Source organism: Desulfogranum aggregans (genome assembly GCF_055398265.1).
The window spans coordinates 3,430,121-3,447,282 of sequence record NZ_AP042447.1 but is presented as its reverse complement, the minus strand read 5'-3'; the positions used below and the strand labels follow the sequence as shown (position 1 = coordinate 3,447,282).

At 55.1% G+C, this 17,162-nt stretch carries 13 protein-coding genes; 8 read left to right on the top strand and 5 right to left on the bottom strand.

Features of this window, described 5'->3' with window-relative positions; all coding sequences use genetic code 11:
* Positions 1-96 precede the first annotated feature (96 nt).
* The 4 genes from ACZ52Z_RS15245 to ACZ52Z_RS15230 all read right to left on the bottom strand — a co-directional run bounded on the left by ACZ52Z_RS15245 (position 97) and on the right by ACZ52Z_RS15230 (position 6,865).
* Positions 97-807: a nuclease-related domain-containing protein gene (locus ACZ52Z_RS15245; protein ID WP_464267631.1), complete on the bottom strand. Its 711-nt coding sequence runs from the start codon at positions 805-807 to the stop codon at positions 97-99.
* A 12-nt stretch (positions 808-819) separates the two neighbouring features.
* Complete coding sequence (locus tag ACZ52Z_RS15240) at positions 820-2,250, bottom strand: hypothetical protein (RefSeq protein WP_464267630.1); 1,431 nt, start codon at positions 2,248-2,250, stop codon at positions 820-822.
* Positions 2,251-2,803: 553 nt separating this feature from the next.
* Positions 2,804-4,894, bottom strand: coding sequence for a sigma 54-interacting transcriptional regulator (locus ACZ52Z_RS15235; RefSeq protein ID WP_464267629.1), 2,091 nt, complete (start codon positions 4,892-4,894; stop codon positions 2,804-2,806).
* Positions 4,895-5,026: 132 nt separating this feature from the next.
* The gene (locus ACZ52Z_RS15230) at positions 5,027-6,865 is read right to left on the bottom strand and encodes an SLC13 family permease (protein WP_464267628.1); all 1,839 of its coding nucleotides are present in this window, start codon (positions 6,863-6,865) and stop codon (positions 5,027-5,029) included.
* Positions 6,866-7,057: 192 nt separating this feature from the next.
* Between ACZ52Z_RS15230 and ACZ52Z_RS15225 the strand changes: the two genes are divergently transcribed.
* From ACZ52Z_RS15225 to mgtE, 3 genes are read left to right on the top strand one after another with little or no spacing between them, the layout of a single operon-like run.
* On the top strand, positions 7,058-7,654 hold the full coding sequence (locus tag ACZ52Z_RS15225; RefSeq protein WP_464267627.1) for a DUF2179 domain-containing protein: 597 nt from the start codon (positions 7,058-7,060) through the stop codon (positions 7,652-7,654).
* Positions 7,655-7,668: 14 nt separating this feature from the next.
* Complete coding sequence (locus ACZ52Z_RS15220) at positions 7,669-9,114, top strand: diadenylate cyclase (RefSeq protein WP_464267626.1); 1,446 nt, start codon at positions 7,669-7,671, stop codon at positions 9,112-9,114.
* 42 nt (positions 9,115-9,156) lie between these two features.
* Positions 9,157-10,485 carry a magnesium transporter gene (mgtE, locus tag ACZ52Z_RS15215; protein WP_464267625.1) on the top strand — a complete coding sequence of 443 codons (1,329 nt, stop codon included), beginning with the start codon at positions 9,157-9,159 and terminating at the stop codon, positions 10,483-10,485.
* Positions 10,486-10,675: 190 nt separating this feature from the next.
* Here mgtE and ACZ52Z_RS15210 read toward each other — a convergent pair whose 3' ends face one another.
* Entirely contained in the window at positions 10,676-11,920 is a 1,245-nt protein-coding gene (locus ACZ52Z_RS15210; protein WP_464267624.1) for an L-serine ammonia-lyase, iron-sulfur-dependent, subunit alpha, read from the bottom strand.
* A gap of 207 nt (positions 11,921-12,127) precedes the next feature.
* On the opposite strand from ACZ52Z_RS15210, the gene ACZ52Z_RS15205 reads away from it, so the two are divergent.
* From ACZ52Z_RS15205 to thrC, 5 genes are all read left to right on the top strand, one after another.
* The gene (locus tag ACZ52Z_RS15205; protein ID WP_464267623.1) at positions 12,128-12,832 is read left to right on the top strand and encodes a GntR family transcriptional regulator; all 705 of its coding nucleotides are present in this window, start codon (positions 12,128-12,130) and stop codon (positions 12,830-12,832) included.
* Between the two features lie 93 nt (positions 12,833-12,925).
* On the top strand, positions 12,926-13,462 hold the full coding sequence (locus ACZ52Z_RS15200) for a TRAP transporter small permease (protein WP_464267622.1): 537 nt from the start codon (positions 12,926-12,928) through the stop codon (positions 13,460-13,462).
* 4 nt (positions 13,463-13,466) lie between these two features.
* On the top strand, positions 13,467-14,750 hold the full coding sequence (locus ACZ52Z_RS15195; protein WP_464267621.1) for a TRAP transporter large permease: 1,284 nt from the start codon (positions 13,467-13,469) through the stop codon (positions 14,748-14,750).
* A 26-nt stretch (positions 14,751-14,776) separates the two neighbouring features.
* The gene (locus ACZ52Z_RS15190) at positions 14,777-15,808 is read left to right on the top strand and encodes a TRAP transporter substrate-binding protein (RefSeq protein WP_464267620.1); all 1,032 of its coding nucleotides are present in this window, start codon (positions 14,777-14,779) and stop codon (positions 15,806-15,808) included.
* A 58-nt stretch (positions 15,809-15,866) separates the two neighbouring features.
* Positions 15,867-17,138, top strand: a complete 1,272-nt coding sequence (gene thrC / locus ACZ52Z_RS15185) for a threonine synthase (RefSeq protein ID WP_464267619.1) — start codon at positions 15,867-15,869, stop codon at positions 17,136-17,138.
* Positions 17,139-17,162 lie beyond the last annotated feature (24 nt).

Here is a 17,162-nt window from a genome sequence, read left to right as displayed (position 1 = left end):
CCGGTAGGCAATATATTCTCTGAAGGTAGGGGCCGGCTCCGCGCACAAGCGACTCCGACCACCTGTTGTGTTCGTAGTGGTCAGGGTTTGCCATGCTCACCTGAAATATCTTTTTTCCAGGTAGGCGGCAAACCCATGTACCTGTTCCAAAGGCATGGTCTCATCGGTGTGTTTACTCATTTCCTCTACGAGCGAATCCGGTGTAACGATTGATATCCCGTCGTATTCGGTCACGGCTACCTCGTGCGCATCGGCTGCAACGAGGATCGGCTTGGGCATGATGTCGATGTCATATCCCTTTTTTATCACCATGCTAACCAGGTGGCAGATGCGCCATAAGCTGCCGGTCTGTTTTTGCAGGGAAACCGTACCCGCCATCAGGATCTTGTCCTCGACCCGCAGTTTTTCGGGAGAGGTGGTCTTGCTGATAACAAAAATTCCCTGCGGACCGAGGACAAGAAAATCAACATGGAGCAGTTCGAAGTTGAAGTCATGAAGAATGAAATAATGATTGTTCAGGGACTGTAGCTGATCAAAAATACTACGGTCAGCACGAACGAGGCGTTCATACTCCTGACGCTGAAAGATCTGTTTCCAGGCCATTGGATCCACCTTGTTCAAGGCAAACCCCACAATTACGAGAATCACCACCACGGTCCCCAGCATAGAGAGGATGTTATCCCTCCAGCTATCCGCCGGGTGCAGCATGAACCCGATTAACGCCATTGCAACAACAATGAGTAAAAACAGGTGGGTGCTCGGGACACGCCTGGTAGATTGCTTTTGTTCACCGACAATATGGGCCATGAGCCATACCTTTTATTGCTCTTCTTTCATTATTTCTTCGATTTCCTTGGCGATCCTATCCGGCGAGTCACAGGGAAATACAGGTTCTTCTTTTTCATAGGCCTTTGAACGGCTGCTGATATAAATCAGAGTGGTCAGAATAATGGCCGACCCCAGCCCCCAGGCCGCTCCACGAGTCGCCAGGATCGCTCCGGCTACGCCTGCAATACCCAGGTCATTGAAACTACGAGATTTTAACACTCCAACTCTGACACTCACATACCCCTGAATAAGCATGGTGGAGGCCAGGCCGACACCAAGGATCGGTTTCACCGTCGACACGATCGGTGCGAGGAAATATCCGGTCCATGTACCGAAGCGGAACGAGCCAGCACCACCGATAATGGATTCCATGGCTTTCGGTCCGTGTTTATACCGTTCACAAACCACCACCTGCATCGCCGCCCACAGCGGTCCGCACATGGAAATATCCGGACCGACGATACTCATAATGGAGTTTCGAGCCCCGAAAATGACATGGGAACGGTTCGGGTTGTAGTTGATATCTTCATCCGGGCGGTACTTCTGGGCATCGTCAAGCAGTGCCTGTGACTGGATAACATCGCCAAACACAACCACGTACGAGCTGATCACCATGGGCAGGCCGGTGATAAACATCTTCAGCGGCGGAAAAGGAATAGCTCCGAGAACTGTAAACTCTTTAAACAGGGTGGAAAAGTCCGGGTGGGTGAAAATGCCGCTGTCATAGGTTGGCCAGGCAAGTTCACCAAGAAGCGGACCGACAAAAATAGCCAGGGCCAGGGCGGGCATCATCCCCAGGTTACCGAGGTAGTACATCCACTTGTTCTGCCGTCTGAGCTTTTTGAAATGCTCAGAAAACAGCAGGTAAAAGGCAATGCCTATACAAATGGTGATAGTCCACGGGTTTGAGTCAAAACTTTTTAAGCCCTCACCCGGCTTGAACACCAGCATGACCGCAGAAAAGCCCGCACCCAGCAGGATAGCTGACTGGACCGCATTGGGTATAAGCGAGACAAACCTTCGCGCCAGCCCGGTTACACCGAGAAAGACGCAGAAAATCCCAAAGGTCAGTTGAAAGGCGACCAGCGCCTGCATCCGCTCAACCCCTGGTGCAAAGGTCTCCACATAGGCTATCAGTAAGGGGATGGCAGGGGTTATCCATCCGGGTATAACCGGATCGCCAAAGGTAATGTGCGCAAGATAGAGGGTTCCATTAAGAATGACAATGGCCAGCGCAACTTCAAACGACATGCCCAGCTTACCTGTCAGGACGGGTATAATGGCCAGACACACTGTGCACATTAATAATCCCTGCAGGTAATCGGCAACTTCAAAACGGTAGTGGATAAACGGTAGGCGAAGGGTCAAAAGGCCCATGCGGATGCCCGGTTGCCTTTCACCATACTCTCTTTTTTGCCTCATTTACTCTTTCCTCCTCTTCAACAGTGAAATCGTACTACTCCAATTTTTCTTCAATCTCTGCGCAGATTTTCGACCGATCGAACCAATGGTACGTACACTGGACCAAGCAATATACGGGCCGAACAGGTTGGAGGCATTGAAAAATATGTATTTGAGCACATCCCGGCCGGCCTCCACCTCTTGATTTGGCGTTGACTGAGAGACCCACTTCACCATCATCAACCAAAGATTTACGCATTAAATCACATAGTATTTCATGAGGTTATATATAACCGAAGCCGTATCACGAAAAGGAAAGGAAGCACCGTCCACTGTGAGTGAGGAATAAACGAATGGATGAGGGAAAACTGTGCAGGAAAAGATCGACAGACGTTACCAGCGGATGTCAGATTGCTACGTAAACGATGCGCATAGGCATCACTAATCGGGAAAAGTTTATACAGAAGAAGATGCATCCACCCGGAGAGAAACAACATTCTTCTCTACATGCACAAAAGCATCACATCGATGCATAACCACATCGATGCAAAAGGCTTTTTTCTAGCCCGTCGGCTTATTTTCCAATGAGAATACCGAGGCGAGCAGCCTTTCGCACAATGGTGGACTGGTTAACACCGAGGGCGGCGGCGACTTTTCGCGAACTGCCATGTTCCTCAATAGCAGCCACAAGGATTTGGCGCTCAAAGTCCTCCATGGCCTGCTTTAAGGGCTTGCCAACAAATGATGACGGAGTGGCGGCGACCTGAGCCATCTGCAGCCGGCGAGGCAATTTATCGGCGGTGATGACTTCTCCCTGTGCCAAAACCACCAGACGCTCAACCATGTTCTCCAGCTCCCGGACATTACCGGGCCATTCATAGTCAATCAGGGCGTCTATGACTTCCGGTGTGATCTGTTTGCTGAAGCCGTACTTGCTGTTGTATTTTTCAAGAAAAAAATAGACAAAATGACTGATCGCCTCTTTGCGTTCACGCAGGGGAGGAATCATCACCGGGACCACATTGAGCCTGAAAAAGAGATCTTTTCTGAACTGGTTGCGCTGAACCATTTCCTCCAGGTCACGGTTGGTTGCGGCCATAATCCGGGTATCCACCTGGATGGGAGTTGAGCTCCCGATACGCACGATCTCCCTCTCCTGGAGAACGCGCAGCAATTTGACCTGGAGCCCCATAGGCATCTCCCCGATCTCATCAAGAAAAATAGTTCCCCCATTGGCCAGCTCAAAGATACCTGCCCGGCCCTCCCTGCTGGCCCCGGTAAAAGCCCCAGGTGCATACCCGAACAGCTCGGATTCAAGCAGGTTTTCGGGAATGGCTGCGCAGCTTATCTTGATAAATGGTTTGCCACGTCTTTGCCCGTGATTATGGACAATTTCCGAAAACACCTCCTTACCGACACCCGATTCACCTTGAATGAGAATGGTCGAATCCACTCCAGCTAACTTAAGGGCCAGCTCATACACTGCCAGCATCTTGCGGGACTTGATGACAAACTTCTTCCGATCCTCCACGCTTTCCCTGAACTGTTGCAGTTCAATTTCGTAACGGGACTGGAGCTGTTCCATCCGTTTGATCTTTTTCTGCAGCTGGTTCAACTCAGTGACATCCCGCACATTGGTCACCACCCGGATGATATTTCCCTCATCATCAAAAATCGGGTTACCGGTGACCACAATGGTCTTGTTGGTCTTTTTTATATACTGCACAATGGTTACAGCTTGCCGCTGCTTTAGCACCCGCAAAGAGACCGACTCGTTATAGACATCCTCCTCCACCAGTTCCTGCATGGTTTTTCCCACCACTTCATGACTCTTGATGCCGGTTATCCGCTCGTAAGCCTGGTTGATCCGGAGGGTCCGACCGTCTCCATCGGTGAGGTAAATGCCATCAAACGAGGAGTCAATGATGGCGTTCAACTCGCGGGAGATAACCCTGACCCGCTCCAATTCAGAAGACATGGTTTCATAGTCGGTCACGTCGCGAAGAATGGCAAACGCCCCTATCATCTCCTGTTGCACCTTTATGGGAGCCCAGTTGGTACGATACGTGGTATTGCCGGTCCGAAACTGCTGCAGCAGTTCAAAACGGTTACCGGTAAGCAGGGTCTTGGGTCGGGAAGGGTCAAAAAGAGAGGTAACCGGCAACCCGATGACCTCCTCTCTTGAGCGACCGACCACCTTGCAGGCCACGTTGTTGCAAAGCCTGACAGCACATTCGGTATCGATAGCGAGTATGGGCTTATCGATACAATCCACAATCCACTCCAGACGCTGGAAGAAACCTTCCGGCCTCAGGACATCATGCACCTGCACATCACGACGATCAATGAGCCCTAAAATCTGCCGTCCATCAAAGACCAACCAATGATCCAACTGAGAGGAAGGAAGGGCATCGACCTGCTCATCAGGCCCCACCATACCGATGCTGCTCAAGGGGAGCGAGCCGATCGGCTCACCCGGTTGACGACCGGCAGCAATGGCCTCCACAAGAGAGCTCTGGTCCAGCACGCCCAGTGGGTTACCCTCCATATCCATGACTAAAAATGGCTTTTGAGGGCTATCAGACATGAGACGCGCAACGCTGCGAAGGGATTGATCAATGAGCAGAAAATGGATATCGCTATGCATGCAATCGCTGGCTTTCATACAGCTTTATCCCCTTCTATAGTGACATTTAACGAGAGTATAATTCGCGCACAAACCTGCTGTGAGGGAGGGTTGGCTGCGTCAGATTGCCCGCCCGCAGGCGTACGGTTGTTTTCTTTACGCAAACCAGAGTTACCGCAGATAGATCACCCAGGCCAGGCTCACCGCGATCACCATGGCGCACAGCAGCAGGGGCACGCCCACCTTGAGGTAATCCATCACCCCGTAGGCTCCGGGCTCCCGCACCACCATGTTTACCGGCGACCCCACCGGCGAGACAAAGGCGGCCGAGCAGGCGATGGCTACGATCATGGCGCAAGCCTGGGGTGAAATCTGCAATTGCATCCCGATGTCTACGGCCACTGGTGCCACCAGGACTGCGGTCGGGGTGTTGGAAATAAAAAGTCCGAGGGTAACCGTTAGCAGAAAAAGCACGGACAGGATCAACAGCGGGTTGCTCCCTCCAAAGGTTTGAAGAATAAATTCCGCCGCCAGCGCCGCTGCTCCGGTTTTCTGCAGCGCCAGGGCCAACGGCAGGATTCCGGCGATCAACATCACGGTTTTCCACTCAATCACCCGGTAGTAGGTCTCCGGATTGACGCAGCGAAACAAGATCAGCGCTGCGGCCGCCCCGAGGACAGCCACCACGTTGGGCACCAGGTTGAACACCATCAGTCCGACCATGGCCGCCAGTACCACACAGGTCAGGGTCGCCTTGCCTCCTTCAGGGATCACCTCGCGATGGTCTTGGGGCAGGGTAAGCAGCAGGTATTGGTCCCGATGATCCTTGAGCTGCAGGATATCCTTCCAGGCACCGCTGACCAGCAGTACATCACCGAACTGGAGCGGGATCTCGGTAATGTGCTCGGTGATCGCCTCACCTTTCCGTCGTATTCCCAGTACCAGGCAGTGGAACAGGGTCTGGAAGGCCGAATCCTTGACGGTTTTGCCGATCAGATTCGACTCCGGGGTAAGCATCACCTCTGCAGCGCCAATCACCTGAAGAAACTGCTTACGCTGAGACGGATCCATAGGCTGGATGCGCCTGCGAAGCCCGAAGGCGGCAATAAGCTGCTCTGCCTGTTCCGGTCTGGCCACCACTGCCAGGGTATCTCCGGCTTTGATGATCGTCTCCGGACGGATTGCCTTCACCGTCTTGACGCCGTTTTCGGTGGTCTGCAGGCCGATCAGTTTCGCCTCATGGTTTTCCCGCAGCTGCAATCGAACCACCGCCCGGTCCGCCATGGGAGAGCCGGCTGGCACCACCAGGAGAAAAAAATCCTGCTCTATTCGATAATGGTTGATAAGGTCAACAATCGAGCGTCCCGCCCGGCGACTGGGTAAGCTGGAGCGCACATCCAGGAGACGGCGACCGAAGGCGATCATAAACAGCAGAGCGGCTCCCCCAACCAGCACTCCAAAGGGAGTGAAACTGAAAAAAGAGAGCTTCTCCTGTCCATAGGCGCTGAGGGCATTATTGACCACGATGTTGGGGGTAGTCGCCACCAGGGTCATCATCCCGCTGATCAGCGCCCCCACAGCCAGCGGCATCAGCAGTCGCCGATGATTGAGATTGGCTTTCTCGGCCACAGCCATCACCACCGGAACAAATATGGCCACAGTAGCGGTGGAACTCATGATCGATCCGACCAGGCAGGCGCTGAGCATGAGCAGGGACATCAGCCTGGTCTCGCTTGTCCCGCCGCGCTCAATAATCTGCTCACCTATCCGCTGAGCAATACCGGTATAGACGATGGCCTCGCTGATGATGAACATGGAGCTGATAATCACTACCACCGGGCTGGAAAATCCTGAGAGCGCTTCGGGCACCGTAAGAACGCGGGAAACCATGAGCACCAGCACTACCAGCAGAGCAACCTGATCGCCCCTGATCCAGTTGGTGATCAGTAGCAGGGCTGCACCTGTAAAAACGGCCAGGGTAACGGCCATATCGGGATTACTTAACATCATCGCTCATCCTTCAACCAACAGCCGTTTCCTGAACGCCGATGCTGCTGCCCGCCTATTGCGTCGCCTGGAGGTGACCATCGAAAAAAAACCACGTTGCCGTTCATGAAAAAATGGTAATCCTCTGGTTTTGTTTTATCATCATGACAGTAATCAGTGGAGTTAATCCTACCACCCAGCAGGAGCACAGCTAAAATGCCTATCCCCGGTCTTGCAGACTTGGCCTCGATCACCGACCCGGTGGTGTTGCTCACCGGTCTGGCAGTCTTCATTGCCAGGATTTTTGATGTCTCCATCGGTACCGTGCGAACCATTGTAACGGTTCAAGGAAAAACAGTCACAGCTTTTACGCTGGCCGTCTTTGAGGTCACCGTCTGGATCACGGTAGTGAGCACGGTTATCCACAAGGTACAGGCCATGCCCATCCTGGTTATTTTTTACTCGCTTGGCTATGCCACCGGCAATGTGCTGGGGATCATTGTTGAACGACGGCTGGCCTTTGGCATGATCATCCTCAAGGTCTTCAGCTCGACCAGGGGGCCGGAGATCACCGATGTGCTGCGTAAACTGAGACAGCCGGTGACGGTTTTTCATGGCGAGGGAATGAAAGGACCGGTACAGGAGCTGTACATTGCCTGCCGCCGCCGCGATCTCAAATGGATGATCCCCAAGGTGCGCGAACTGGACGAAAACGCCTTTTATGTAGTTGAACAGGCGCGCGATGTCAGCCGCGTGCTCAAACCGGTAGCCACCCCTCTCGGCGGCTGGCGGCAACGTCACAACCGTAAATAAGGAGGACTGCTGAAGTGGATTGGCTTCATCCGACCCTTGCACAGCTGCTCACCTGGCAGGCGTTGCTCGATATCGCGATCATTGCCAGCGGACTGTTCTACCTGTACCGTACCCTGCTCAGGCTGGGCACCTGGAAGATCCTCCTTGGTATCGGCCTGGCGTTTCTGCTCTACACCTTTTCCAGCCTCCTCAATTTGACAGGAGTGAACTGGATATTCAACAACATCAGCCACGTGGCCGTACTGGCAATGATCGTCATTTTTCAACCGGAGCTGCGGAAGCTCTTTGAGAAGCTCGTTTCCATCTACAGCCGCACCTCTCAGTCCGCCAACGCCGCGCCACCGTCCATGCTGGCGGAGACCCTGTGGCGGATGGGAAGGCTGCGCTGCGGGGCCCTGGTGGTGATCCCCGGCCGGGAAAACATTGAAGACAAAATCACCGGCGGCTACCCCCTCGACGGCTCGGTCAGCACGGCCCTGATTCAATCCATCTTTGACCACCATTCACCCGGTCATGACGGGGCGGTCATCCTTGCCGACGGCAAGATTACCCGCTTTGGGGTACGGCTGCCCATTTCCGAAACCGGTCGCCTCACAGACGACTACGGCACCCGGCACCATGCGGCCATGGGTATGGCCGAGGCTTGCGACGCCCTGGTCTTTGCCGTTTCTGAAGAACGGGGGGTGGTTACGCTTTTCTCCGGCGGTGAGATGCAGGAAATGCCGTCTCCGGAACATATTGTCAGCGCTATTGCACAGCATAATCAGCACCTCGGCAGTTTCGGCCTCGAGCGCGAGAGCGGCTTCAGCCGGCGCACAATCGTACAGGCCGCCTCCTGTCTCGTCCTGGCCATGGTCTTCTGGTCAACCCTGAATATGGTCACCCAACAGCGGGTCGAACGGCTGATCACCGTTCCGGTAGAATATACCGCTCCAAAAAACGGGCTGGTCCTGGTGGGGGACAAGGTGAACGAGATCAAGGTCCATCTGTCCGGCACCAAGGCAGACCTGGACAACCTGGCCCAGTCCCAGCCAAGCGTGACTATCGCCCTGGAGGAAATGAACGCCGGGGAACGGACGGTCCTGATCAGCGAGGACAATCTTCGTTTGCCACGCAATATAAACCTGGTGGATGCTGTGCCGGATAACCTGGAGATAACCCTGGCGGAGATCGTGCAAAAAACTGTCCCCATCATCCCCCAGTTGATCGGCAGTGTTCCCGAAGGGCTGACCGTCAAAAACATCACTATCGAGCCTGATTCCGTCCAGGTGCTCGCTCCGCCTGACAGAAACGGCAACAAGACGGTCAACGTCTCGACCACCCCGGTCTATCTTCGATTTATCGAGACCACCAGCACCCTGTACTGCAAGATCATCGCCCCGCCATCCATGCAGGCCGTCAGCGGGAAATGGCCGGATGTGCAGGTGCTGATAGAACTGGAACAGGCCTCCGCCCGGTGACGCAAATTTCCGGTGCCGATACCCATACCGACAGGACACCCCATGGATCAACAGCTACTACCCAACAACGACCTTCTGACTTTCACGGCCCGCCTGGTTGAGGCCGATATCGCCACCGCAGTGCGGCTGATTGAGGAGCTGCCCAAGGAACAGTCCGCACTGGTACTGAAGGCCCTGCCTGTTGGTGCCAAGGCAAAAATCATCAGGAAACTGCAGGTAAGCTACTCGGCAGCACTGCTGGAGACAAATGAACCGGAACTAATCCAGTCCGTACTGGACTCGGTTGAGCCGCGCCAGGCCGCCTCCATTGTGATGCACCTCTCGCCAATCGCCCGCGACAACCTCAAGCCCTTTATCAAAGACAAGCTGGCCGATGAAATCAGGGAAATCCTCACCTATCCCGAAGGCAGCGTCGGCCGCTACATGTCGCTCAATATCATTGCCTTGAACGAGACCCTTGAGGTCCGCCAGGCCATTGCCCGAATCCGCAAGCTCACTGCTGCCCAGAAGGGCTCGGCCTCCTATGCGTACGTGATCAACGATGACGATGCACTCACCGGGGTACTCAACATGCGCGACCTGATGCTGGCCACCCCGACCACCCTGCTGAAAGAGGTAATGAAGGCCGACGTTTTCTCTCTTCACTGCTTTACTGACCGGGAAGAGGCTGCACGGGAGATGTCCAAACGCAAATATTTTGCCGTGCCGGTGGTGGACAGCGACAACCATCTGTTGGGAACCATCAAGGCCGAAAATATGCTTCGAGGGGTACGGGAGGATATAACCAGCGACATCCAGTCCATGGTCGGTGTCAGTAAAGATGAACGGGTCTTTTCCTCTATCAGTTTCGCCCTGAAAAAGCGGCTGCTGTGGCTGAACGTCAACCTGGTAACCGCCTTTATGGCAGCCGGCGTGGTTGCCCTGTTTGAAGACCTCATCGCTAGGCTGACCATATTGGCCGTCTTTCTTCCGGTTATTGCCGGACAGGGAGGCAATGCCGGAGCGCAGTCGCTGGCGGTGGTCATGCGCGGGCTGGTCATGCGGGAAATACCAGCGGCAAAGGTCGGGGCTCTGGTCCTAAAGGAAACCAAGCTCGGCCTGCTCAACGGGATCGCCATCGGTCTGGTGACCGCCCTGATCGCCTACATCCTTTACGGCAATGGCTGGTTCGGGCTCGTCATCGGTCTGGGGATGGTAATCAACCTGGTCATCGCAGGATTGGCGGGCAGCTCGATTCCACTGATGATGAAACGGATCGGCATCGACCCGGCCCAGAGTTCCAGCATCATCCTGACCACGGTTACCGACGTGATGGGTTTTCTCGCCTTTCTCGGGCTGGCCGTGATTTTTCAGGACTATCTCGTTACCTGAACAAGCCGTGGGTCTGCCGTTTACTGTACAGCCTGCTCCCTGGTCAAGAGCCTGTTCAATTCCCTGCCGATGATCCCGCCAGCATAGCCGGAAACGCGATCAGGAGGGTGGGAGAGGAAGCAGAAAAAAGAGTCATTGCCAGAGCCGGGCAGGAGCTTCCCCTGTTTGGACGTCCTGCATTCAGCGACTCTCAGGATGGGGACTCGTTGTCCGGGCCCTGCTTGTCTGCGTCCTGGTGATCAAAAAAAATTCGCGCCAGTCCGCCCAGGGAGGTCTCACGATAGAGGGAAAGGATGTCTTGGCCGGTTTTGCGCATGGTTTTGACCACTTTATCAAAACTGATCAGGTGACGACCGTCGGTGAGCAGGGCATACTCGGCGCAGGCCATGGCCCTGACAGCGGCAAAGGCATTGCGCTCTATACAGGGCACCTGCACCAGCCCCATCACCGGATCGCAGGTCAGTCCAAGGTGATGCTCCAGAGCCATTTCCGCCGCATATTCAATCTGCGCGGCCGATCCGCCAAGAATCTGAGCTGCTGCGGCAGCAGCCATGGCGCAAGCCACCCCAATCTCTCCCTGGCACCCGACCTCGGCCCCGGAAATGGAACCGTTGGTCTTGGCCAGGTTGCCTATCAACCCTGCCGTGGCCAGTGCATTGACAATAGAGCGATTACTGTGCCCCTTTTCATAGGACAGGTAGTACAGTACACTGGGAACCACTCCGCAGGAACCGCAGGTGGGGGCAGTGACCACGAAACCGCCATCAGCGTTTTCTTCGGCTACTGCCAACGCATATCCGGACAATATCCCGGTACGGGCCTCAGTCTCTTTAAGCCGCCTGGCTTTCACCAGAATATCCCGAGCCTTTCTCGGTAAATTCAACCCGCCCTGGAGCACGCCCTCTCGGTTCAAGCCCTGATCAATGGAGACCTGCATCCTTTCCCAGATGTCCGGGAGGAAATCGGTCATAAACCCATGTGGCTCGGTCTCGGCAACCAGTTGCCACAAAGGCTTTCCGGTTTTCGCTGCCCAGTGAAGGATCATCGCCATGGAATGTTGTCGATAGATTGACGGATACTCGCCGTTTTTTTCCCCCTCCTCTCGCAGTTCACCACCGCCAACGGAAAAGACTGTCCACGCTTGGCTGGTACTGCCGCCTGCTGTGAGGGCCTCAAACCGCATTCCATTGGGATGAAAGTCCAGGGATTGCTCACTCCATACGATGGTGCAGGGAGCCGGCTCAAGAGCGGAGAGAATGGCCTTGTCCGTAAGATGACCGCGACCGGTCATACTCAGACTGCCATAAAGAGTAACCCGGTATGCATTTGCTTCCGGAGTCCGCTCCCTGAACCGCAGGGCAGCGCTGCGCGGTCCGATGGTGTGACTGGAGGATGGTCCCATCCCATAGCGATAAAGGTGCTGCAACGATTGCATAGACTGCTCCTGGTGGTGGTGATTGATACTCCACTTGCTCCTGGTGATGATGGTACTTCAACGGGATCAACAAATCCAGCGCAAGGCAGCGCTCTTCTCTTTTCCCTTCCGGTGCTCGAGCCCCTGACCTGCTCAACTCGCGTACAGGTTAATTCTTGACATTTTCCCTTGAGTAATATATCACATCCAATATTATGGATTCAAAAGGTGACAGGTAAACTAACCACCATGCCCGTGCCAAAAAATTCCCAGCCTATCGGCCGCACCAGTATGCGCGAGGCCGTTTACAATACGCTCCTCAAGTGGATTATGGAAGGTGAGCTCCGCCCGGGCGAGAAGCTGCTTGACAAAGACCTGGCCGCCCGGCTTGGCGTCAGCCGAACTCCTGTTCGGGAAGCCCTCCGGAGGCTGGAAGACAAGGAGCTCGTCGAATCCTCTGCCAACCGTTGGACGCGGGTGGCCAAGGTCTCCATCGAGGATCCGCTTAAAATTTATCCCATCATCTGGACCCTGGAAGAACTGGCCGTGTCCCAGGTGATTGATCTCTTGGACAATCAGGATTTTCAGGAGATGGAGGCGGTAAACGCCTTACTGGCAAAGGCAGTGGCAGACAATGACCCGATCAAGGCCTCGTGGGCCGATGTAGAGTTTCACCAAATCTTCATCGAAAAAACCAAGAACTGCCACCTGATCCATATCCTTCAGGACCTGAAGATCAAGTTCCGCCGAGTGGAAGTCACCTACTTCGGCGGCTGCACCTGTGCCGATAACTCCTTTGAGGAGCACGTGCTGATTCTCCAGGCCCTGAGGAACCGGGATCTTAAGCGTAGCCAAACGCTGATCAGACAAAACTGGCAGCATAGCCTGCAACGCTTGCAGGAGGTGGAACCACCTCCTGATGACGGGCTCTAAAATGGTTTGCCCATGCGGCATCACGACAATGGCCGGGCATCGGCCGCCAGCTCTTCCCCTGTGCATACCTAGTATTCTTATGAGGTTAATCGCATGAACCAGTCACCACCCCCTATGGCGAACCAGCATTCGGTCGCAGTCCGGGTAGAACGTTTCGGCTACTGGGTAAATTACGCCAATGAACGGGTCTGCGCCCTGCTCATTGCCGCCATGATCGGCGTGGTCTGGTTCGGCATTGCTGATCGCTATCTGTTTGCACTCGGCGGCACCTGGACCGAGGAACTGGCCCGTTACATCATGATCTGGGCTGCCCTGCTGGCCGTTCCCTGCTGCACCTACCGACGGGAGCATATCGGTCTTGACCTGCTGTTCAAGAAACTGCCCGCGCGACACCAGGTCAAATGTCGCCTACTGCTTGACCTGATCGGTATGGCCTTTTTCCTTTACCTGCTCTACTACGGGATCATGATGGTCGAGGCCGGCGCCAGCCAGTATGCCACTATTTTCGGAATGAACATGACCCTGCCCTATCTTTCCGTTCCCGTCACCAGCGGACTCACGGTCCTGCAGATTTTCGTCTGCATGGTGCGTGAGGGATCTGGTACCATGCCTACCTTTGCAAGCCGGTAATCCTATGCTTACTATCGCCATCCTCTTCTTTGTTCTTCTTCTGGCCGGGGTGCCCATCGGTTTTACCCTCGGTATTGCCGGGGTGATCGGCCTTTTTCAGATCGGGGGCGACAACTTTCTGGTCATGGCGCCCAAGCGCTTTTTTGATGGACTCAACCTGTTCACGTTCATGGCCATGCCCTTTTTCATCCTCGCAGGCGAAATTATGAACCGGGCCGGCATGACCCGACGCCTTGCAGACTTTGCCGATAGTCTGGTCGGATACATGCGCGGAGGCCTGGCCCACTCCAATATGCTTGCCTCGGTACTCTTTGCCGGAATGACCGGTGCAGCGGTATCCGATGCAGCGGCGTTCGGGAACACCCTGGTACCAGCCATGGTTCGTCAGGGCTACAGCCGTCCCTTTGCCTGCGCAGTCACGGCTGCCGGCTCCATCATCGGCCCGACCATTCCTCCGTCCAACCTGATGGTTATTTACGGTTCCCTGGCCGGGGTCTCCATTGCCGGGTTGTTTGCAGCGGGCATCCTGCCAGGTATTCTCATCTGCCTGACCTGCATGGCACTGATCATGGCGCTTGGCCGTCGACTCGGTCTGCCCAAAGCGGAGGGAGGACCGTCTCTGCGTGAAATTTTTCGCACCTTCCGGAGCAGCATCCTGGCCCTGTTCATGCCGGCCATCATCCTCGGCGGGATTCTCGGTGGTATCGTTACCCCCACGGAAGCAGCTGCCATAGCAGTCGCCTATGCACTGTTTGTCGGCCTCATCGTGGAGCGTTCTCTTACCATGCATGACGTGGTGGAAATGCTCATCCGTACCGGCCGCATCACTGGGGTGGTTTTTCTGATCATCGCCTCGGCATCCATCCTCAGCTGGTGGATGACCTTCATGCAGATTCCCCAGCAGCTGGCGAGCTTTTTTCTCTCTCTTTCCAGTAATCCGCTGGTCATCAAGGCGCTCATTCTCGGCTTTCTTCTAGCCATCGGCATGTTCATGGACATCAACGCCGCCCTGATCATCCTCACCCCCATGCTGGGGACCCTGACTTCAGCCATCGGCATGCACCCGGTACATGCCGGGGTAATGATCATTCTCACCCTCAACATCTCCCTGATGACCCCCCCTGTGGGTGCGTGCATCTTTGTGCTCTCGTCGGTAACCGGCGAGCGCATAGAAAAAATCAGCACCTCGCTGTTGCCCTTCATCATTGTGGAAGTCGCTGTTCTGGTGCTCATTACCTACTGGACTGACTTGGCAATGTTTTTTCCTAACCTTCTGCTGGATTTCTAGCAGGCAACCATCACGAGAGGTTCTCCATGCAAACATTAAAAAAAGTATCCACGATGGTGGCAGTGTGCATGGCAATCGCACTGCTGGCACAGACAGCGATGGCCGCCAAGGTCATCAAAGTCCATCACCTCAACAAGAACGGCGCCTTTGACAACCCTTCAGGGGCCTCTGTAGTTGTTTTTAAAAACCTTGTTGAAGCAGGGACCAACGGCGAAGTTAAGGTCGAGATTTTTCCCAGCGGCCAACTCGGCAAGGATGCGGATGTGGTCCAGATGGTCAAAACCGGCATCATCCAGCTTGGAATTCATTCAGTAGGCGGCGTGGCCAGCGTCTACCCGATGATCTCCATTCTCGACATCCCCTTTGCCTTTCCCAACATCGCCGCCACCTATACCGTCCTTGACGGGCCGTTCGGCAAAAAACTCGGTGACAGCATAGAAGCCAAAACCGGGATGAAGACCCTTGGTTTCAGTGATTCAGGGGGATTTTTTCAGTTCACCAACTCTAAACGTCCAATAAAGACCCTGGATGACATGAAGGATCTCAAAATCCGGACCATGGGGCTTGATACACATAAAAAACTGATCTCTGCCCTGGGCGGCCAACCGGCTGCGATTGCCTGGTCCGAGGTGTACACCGCCCTCCAGACCGGGGTTGCCGACGGCCAAATGAATCCGGTACCCATTGTTGAGTTTGCCAAGCTCTACGAAGTGCAAAAATACCTGACCCTTTCCAACCATCTTTTCGCTCCTCATGTATGGCTGATGAACAAATCTTTCTACGAGAGCCTCTCGCCGAGTGAAGTCAAGGTTGTCGAGGCTGCAGCAAAAGCTGCCATCGTTACCAGCCGGGGGATTGCCAACGCCATCGAGGCCTCTGATCGCGGTCTGCCCTTCCTGAACGAAAAACTCGAAGTATATGCCCTGCCCGCTGCAGAGAAACAACGTTTCCAGGAGGCAACCCTGCCGGTCATTCGTGAGTACCTGGAAAACGCCTTTGGCGCCGAAGGCAAAGAGATGCTGGAAGCGTTTCTTGCCGCTGTGAAAGCCGCTTCCTAAACCGTCCTCTTTTTCCGGCCTGTGGTTCTCTGCTGCAGGCCGGAGAGGCTCATTACCTATGCACGCTCCGGAAAACATCAGTACCCTGCGCTGCACCATCTGTGATCGCACCTACGCCCCGGCAGACCACCTGCTGGTCTGTCCCGAACACGGCAGCGAGGGCATCCTTGAGGTGGAGTACGATTACCCGGCCATCAGCCGTCGCCTTTCCCCGGCAACCCTGGCAGACAACCGCGATTATAGTCAATGGCGCTACCGGCCCCTGCTGCCAATACTGGAGCAGACAGCTGTCCCTCCCTTGCAGGTCGGATGGACACCGCTGGTCACGGCTCCCCGACTGGCTGGTGAGCTCGGATTGAATCAGCTCCATATCAAGGATGATTCCAGGCAGCCAACCGGCTCGCTCAAGGATCGAGCTTCGGCCCTTGCGGTAATGAAGGCGGTTGAAGCAGATGCACGGGTCATTACCACCGCCAGCACCGGTAATGCTGCCGCAGCACTGAGCGGCATGTGTGCTTCGGTAAACCTCCCATGCATGATTTTTGTTCCCCATACCGCCCCTCAGGCCAAGGTGGCGCAGCTGCTCGCCTATGGGGCTGGGGTATTTCTTGTGGAGGGCACCTATGACCAGGCCTTTGAACTCTGCCTTCAGGCAGCGGAAACCTTTGGTTGGTATAACCGCAATACCGGGTACAATCCCTACATGGCCGAAGGCAAAAAAACCGTGGCATACGAGATCTGCGAGCAGCTCGGATGGCAGGCCCCTGACCTGATTGTTGTCAGCGTCGGCGACGGCTGTATCATCAGCGGCCTGTACAAAGGATTGAAAGATATGCATACATTGGGCTGGATTGATTCCATGCCACGCCTGGTGGGTGTGCAATCGGCAGGCAGCGATTACATGTACCAGGTAGCAACCAGCCAGGCGGACGTGCTTACCTTTCCAGCCATTACCGCCACCACCGTTGCTGACAGCATCTCCGCCGGATTGCCTCGTGACCGTATCAAGGCTGCCCGTGCGGTCGCGGAAACGGACGGCATCTGGCTCCGGGTGGAGGACGAGGATATCCTCCAGGCCATCCCCTGGCTGGCCTCCACAACCGGTGTTTTTGCCGAGCCGGCGGCAGCAGCACCCCTTGCCGGTCTCCATCAGGCAATAAAGCAAGGGGTGGTTACTGATACCGACCGGGTCGTCCTGCTTGTCACCGGCAGCGGGCTCAAAGACGCAGAGGCTACCATGAAGGCCTGTGCCCTGGGGGCCAACGCCCCGAAAGTCATTCCACCGCGGCTAGAGGCCGTTGCCGACAGTCTGCCGGCATCACAGCGCTGACAACCGTTGCTTTTGTTAACCCTT